This window comes from Erythrobacter sp. HI0063, from assembly GCF_001635685.1.
GTDB lineage: Bacteria > Pseudomonadota > Alphaproteobacteria > Sphingomonadales > Sphingomonadaceae > Qipengyuania.
This window is the reverse complement of record NZ_LWFF01000018.1, coordinates 1-5,433: the sequence shown is the minus strand read 5'-3', so window position 1 is coordinate 5,433 and position 5,433 is coordinate 1. Positions and strand designations below refer to the sequence as shown.

General features: G+C 60.5%; 5 protein-coding genes. All 5 read right to left on the bottom strand.

The genetic code is table 11. The features are described from left to right. The coding region (locus tag A3736_RS01060) for a class I SAM-dependent DNA methyltransferase (protein WP_067678117.1) at window positions 1–1,121 on the bottom strand (1,121 nt) is incomplete at its 3' end. A 183-nt stretch (window positions 1,122–1,304) separates the two neighbouring features. Continuing rightward, window positions 1,305–2,132 carry a hypothetical protein gene (locus A3736_RS01055; RefSeq protein WP_067678114.1) on the bottom strand — a complete coding sequence of 276 codons (828 nt, stop codon included), beginning with the start codon at window positions 2,130–2,132 and terminating at the stop codon, window positions 1,305–1,307. Window positions 2,133–2,244: 112 nt separating this feature from the next. Continuing rightward, window positions 2,245–2,796 (bottom strand): hypothetical protein, encoded by a 552-nt coding sequence (locus A3736_RS01050; protein ID WP_067678112.1) that lies wholly within the window; start codon window positions 2,794–2,796, stop codon window positions 2,245–2,247. A 57-nt stretch (window positions 2,797–2,853) separates the two neighbouring features. Further along, a complete protein-coding gene (locus A3736_RS01045; RefSeq protein WP_067678109.1) occupies window positions 2,854–3,702 on the bottom strand; it encodes a ribonuclease H-like domain-containing protein in 849 nt (282 codons plus the stop codon). Window positions 3,703–3,768: 66 nt separating this feature from the next. Continuing rightward, window positions 3,769–5,433, bottom strand: a 1,665-nt coding sequence (locus A3736_RS01040; protein WP_197465443.1) for a MobA/MobL family protein, incomplete at its 5' end; no start/stop codon positions are given.

The following is a 5,433-nucleotide window of genomic DNA, read 5'->3' as shown; positions in this document are numbered from 1 at the left end:
AGAACGGCGGTCGACACGCCCGCATAGGGCCGGAACACGCCCGAGGGCAGTTTCAGCACGCCTTCGAGCTTGTGCTTCTCGACCAGCAGCTTGCGCAATTCCTGGTGCGCCTTGGATGATCCGAACAGCACGCCATCGGGCACTACCACCGCCGCGCGTCCGCCCGTTTTGAGCAAGCGCAGGAACAGGGCGAGGAACAGCAGCTCGGTCTTCTTCGTCTTGACGATCTGTTGGAGGTTCTTGGCGGTCGCATCGTAATCGAGCGATCCAGCAAAGGGCGGATTGGCGAGGATCAGGCTGTACCTGCCCGCATCCTTGCCATGCTCTTCGGCCAGGCTGTCGCGGTAGCTGACATCGGGATTGTCCACCCCGTGCAGAGTCATATTCATACTGCCGATGCGGAGCATGGTGGGGTCGAAATCGAACCCGTGGAACATGGCATTGTGAAAGTGGTGGCGCAGCTTTTCATCGCGAAACAGCTGCGGGTGATTGTCGCGCAGGTACTCGCCGGCCGCGACCAGAAAGCCCGCTGTGCCGAGCGCGGGATCGCAGATCACGTCCTCGGGCGTCGGCTGGGTCATCTCGACCATCAAGCGGATGATATGACGCGGCGTGCGGAACTGGCCATTGGTGCCGGCGCTCGCGATCTTGCCGAGCATGTATTCATAGAGATCGCCTTTGGTGTCGCGATCGTCCATCGGGATTTTGTCGAGCATGTCGACGGTCTTGGCGAGCAATGCGGCGTTGCTGAAACCAAGCCGCGCGTCCTTCATGTGCTCGCCATAACTGGAACCGTGCTCACCCAGCTGGCGAAGGAACGGGAAAACCCGCTCGGCCACGACATCCATCATCTCGCGCGCTTCGAAGTTCTTGAAGCGGGACCAGCGAAGATCGGAGTAAGGACGACCTTGATCGTCGTTGCCGTCCGGAAAAATTCGCCGCTCCATCGCAATGCCAAGGTTGGCGGCCTTGTTTTCCTCAAGAGTATGCAAGTCGTCGAGGCGCTTGATGAATAGCAGATAGGTAGTCTGCTCGATGACGGACAGCGGGTTAGACACACCCCCCGACCAGAAGGCATTCCAAATTTGATCGACTTGATTGCGGATTTCGCCCGTCAGCATTGCGGCTCCATGTTTAGCCGCCTCAGTAGACAGCCGGATAGAAAAGCAAAATTTTGCTTTCTCGGGAAGGGATTCTTGAAGCTAGACCACAAGAGGCTTTAGCAATCAATCGGACGTGCCGACTGAGCGGGAACCGGCGGATGCCCGCCGCCTTGAACCGCAAGGCGGCGAGCTGTCTGTCACTTATGCCGCCAATCGTTGCGGCTCGGCCATCTTAGCCAGCCAAGAATTGGTGGGAAACCGATCGGTTAGCGCCGCAAGGACTGCGTCGTCACCAGCATCAGGCGCACCAGAGGCCGCCCCGGTCGCAAGAAAATAGCGCCAGGCCACCTGTGTGATCGTGCAGACGTCAGCCACGACCTGTGTCTCCACATGGTCCCATGCGCCATACCTGACCGCGAGCGAGATATCCTTTGAGGGCATCGGCTTCGATGCCACGCCGATGGCCTCGCAAAACTCCGGAAGATGGACGTAATGGCCGAGCGATCGCACCGCGCTAGAGAGGTCAAGCCGGGTACGCGCGAACGGTGCCGGATCGCGCAGTTGCAGCGGCAGGACCATGCCGCGTTCCATCGCTGCGCGCTTCAGGCATAGAAAGTCCTTTGCTTCGCCTCCCCAGCTGATGATCCTGGCGTCCTGAAACGCCGAGCATAGGGTGAAGAACGCGCCGACAATGTCCTCCTCGGGCTGATCTGTAATCACCTCGACATTGGTGACCACAGGTCGATCCATGTCCGGCGATATGGTCAGAACACACCATGCGCCCGCGACGATCCGGTGGAACGGCCAGCGGACGAAGCCTTGCGTAGCGTCGTTCTCGGCCACCTGGTAACGCTTGAAGGCGTCCATATCGTAGAGAAACTCGAAGTCGCAGACGATCACCCGCTGCCACGGACTGGTTGCGGATCGATCGGCGAGGAATAGCGCAGCCTCTTCGCCAAGCGTATGGGTCTTCTGGCGCAGGGCGGCTGACTGCTCGACGGGCAGCAGTTCCGAAGTTTGGTTGGTCATGTAAATTTACTCCAGGCATAAAAAAGCCCGCATGCAGCGGGCGGAGGTTAGTCAGTGTTGGCGAACCCACCTGAGGGCGGGGCGCGTTGGCGACAGGCGCTCTTGGTCATCGTCAGTCGAGCTCAGCGTCGCGTCCGAGCGCCTTTATGGCCAAGCGTCCGATCAGCTCGGCCTCGGCAGTGACCGAGCGGTGCAGCGAGATGAGCGATGTGTCCCCCGAGCCCTGCATCTCGATCAGAAGCGTGCGGTTGCGCTCATCGTCTGGCGAAGAAGCCGTCGCGAGTTCTGTATTTGGATAGTGGGCCTGCACCGAAGGAACAGCGCTTCGGCCGACAGCCATGCGGATCGCTTTAAGGTCATCGGTGGGATCGCAATTGCCCGAGATGTCGACCTGATCGACCAGTGCAATCGCCTGTTGTACGAATACCGGCAGGGACCAGAACACGAGCGGCTGCATGACGGCTTGGTTCGCGATCCACTGCAGGAAAGTACCGTCCGGATCGGAGTGCCCGCCGCACACCCAGCTTGATGTATGGGCGGTCCAGTGCCCGTTTTCGAAAACGAACCGGGCTGCCCCGGCCCCGTGGATGTAGATCGTGTCGCCTCTGTCGTTTGCGTCAGCAGCACGCGTGCGCAAGCAGCACACGGTGAACGTGTCAGTCATTTCGTATTTTCCTTTAAATCACCATCCTTGCCTTCAGTCTCGGCAAGGAAGGTCAGGTCACATCGCGCTGGGGCGCATGTTGGCGAGGGCCGCGCGCCTCTCGGCCTGCAGGATAAGCCGATCGAGGCGGAAGATGGGATCCGCCTCGCGGGCGTCACGGAACAGGGAGAGATCGCGCAAGTGCATGAGGTGGGAGAACCGCTCGTCGGTGTCGTCAGCAAGCCAGCGATCGAACGCCGCCAGCGGATGGGCAAGCTTGGAGGGAGATGCGTATCGCGACGCGGCGTAGTGCAGCCACGCTAGCCAGGTTATTGCGACGTCTTCCTCGCAATAGCGGAACACCTGCTGCTCGCGTCCGTCGGCGATCATGGCCGCAACGCTATCGCCGCTGCCCTGCGTCTTGGCGTCAATGCCGAGTGCCTTGCATATGTTCGCCAGACTGGGTCGCCCCGCACCACCGAACCTGCCGTAGAGTTCGGCAAGGTCGGCGTGCGTAATCGCCCAACGCGGCGCCATCCAAGCTGTGCGAAGGGCGTTGTCCTCGAAGAGCAATTGGCGAGAAGCGGCGAGTTGCAGGACCGGAACGTCGAACCCCCGGCCATTCCAGGTGACCAAAGTCGCGCCCGGATCGAGCAGCTCGAACAGGCGGCGCAAGCCCGCCCGTTCGTTGGCGAAGTCGATGGTTTCGATGCCGAACGCATAATCGTCGCCGATCTTCTTCTGGCTCAAGACGCTGCAGCAAACGGGCTCGTGCAGCGGCCAGGGCGGGAACGAGCCGTCCTCGTTTGCCGGTGAAAGCGTTTCGATATCGAGCACCTGGACGTGGTCGGTCTGGTAGCATTCGGGGTAGTCGAATCTCTGGTATTTCATGGGTTCGGCCTCCGGCCCAAACCCGGCGAAGCGCAAGCGAGCGTCTTGCTCCCTTTTCCACTCCTTCGACCGGGCTCAACCCGGTCACTTCACCATCCTGTTCTAATTGACCCCGCGGCCCTTACCGGGTTCGGGCCATCCTGCCGAGCCTGGCGATGTTTTGTAGGCAGAGGGCTCACGATCGTCATTCATCGCGACGTCGTTGTCGGAGTCGGCGGGAGAAATTGCCGCGTCTCGAGGCGCGGTTCGCATATCATCCAGCGATTGCACCCGAACCTTCGCGTGAGGATAGATCAGCTTATGGAGCAGGTCGATGCGGCGCTGATATTCAAGGCTTGCGGCATCGGCATCATCCAAACGGGACAGCTTGCGCAACGCCGATTGTATGGTGGGTTCCATCAGCCATCGGTCAACCTCCTCGCGAATATCGCGGGGTACGTCCTGGTGGGCGCGTATTCCGCCGGGGACAGCGTAAAGATCTCCGGGTTTTGCAGCGAAATGCTCGACGACGCGACCGATGTCATCAACCTGCCGGAAATGTTCTGCTCGCAGCGCATCCTGCGCAGCAGGTGCAGAAAGGAAACTTGGGTCTAGCCCCATATTCTCCAACATATCTGCTGGAAGCACAAAGCCATTTCCGGCCCAACGGATCAGGCGCTTCTTCTTCCGCAGGCGTGCCATGATCTCTTCGAGATCGAGGCGTGGACCGCTCTCGCTTGGCGAGGGGGCGGCTGGTGGCATGGCGTCAGACTGGTCAGCACCGACGCCGTCTTGCTCCGCGAGTTCGGATGCGCGCGATGGCCTTGGAAATTCGTCCATTGGTATGAGGGAGGGCATTGGCTCAGATAGTTTGTTCGGAACTGAGAACTCGAAGATCTGCGGGGTAAGCCCCGGGACGGCAAGCGTAGTTATCGGCTCGATTTTGCTGAAAGCCCGCGCAGGTTGGATGGGTAATTTAGGGACGGGCGGCACGTTCACCTGCGGCACAATCGGCGGAATTCGCAAATTCGCGAAATCGTTCGAGAACAGCGGTGGAATTTTCGTCGACCTTCGTTTGATCGGCATTCGAAATGGCGACGTGGTGACCGCAAGCTCGGGCAGGTCAACGGACGCGATCGGTTGCACCTGTCGGAAATCCGGTAAGGGCGGGATGGCTGACAAAGTGAAGTTGGAAGCCAAGCTCGGGCGCGAAGGCACACGCAGTGACTTGATCGGCTTCGCCAGCCTGTTTCTCGCCTCCTCGAATTGGCGCGCCTTGCGGTCGATATCCTTGCTGGACCTGGCCAGCTCGGCGGATGCCAGCGCCGACAGGGATCGCGCTACGCGGCTGTGGTTCTCCTCGTTTGCCGCAACGTACTCGCCAGATCTTGCTTTGCGCGTGCGCGCCTCTCCCAGATGTTGCTGGGGTTCCACCGGAAGACCACGGGCAGCATGCGACAAGGCAGTGTGGCGCTCGCACTGACCGGCTTCGCGCGACATGCGTGTCATCGCACGCGCAAAATTTTCCCGCAGGAGCTGCATGCTTCGGGGATTGTCGAGATCGGTGCGCAGGGCCTCGGCTACCTCCCACTCGTTCGGGCCGACGCGCGTCATCGGGCGATAGCTTGACATGACATGGGCATGCCAATTGCGAGGATCCCCATCGGGATCGGGCGCATGCAGGGCGATTGCGTATGGTAGCCCATGCTTCCCGAAACACTCTTCGGCCCATTCGCGCGTAGTCTGAAACTGCTGCTCATTCGACCAGCGGTAGTCGAGCGCCAGCAC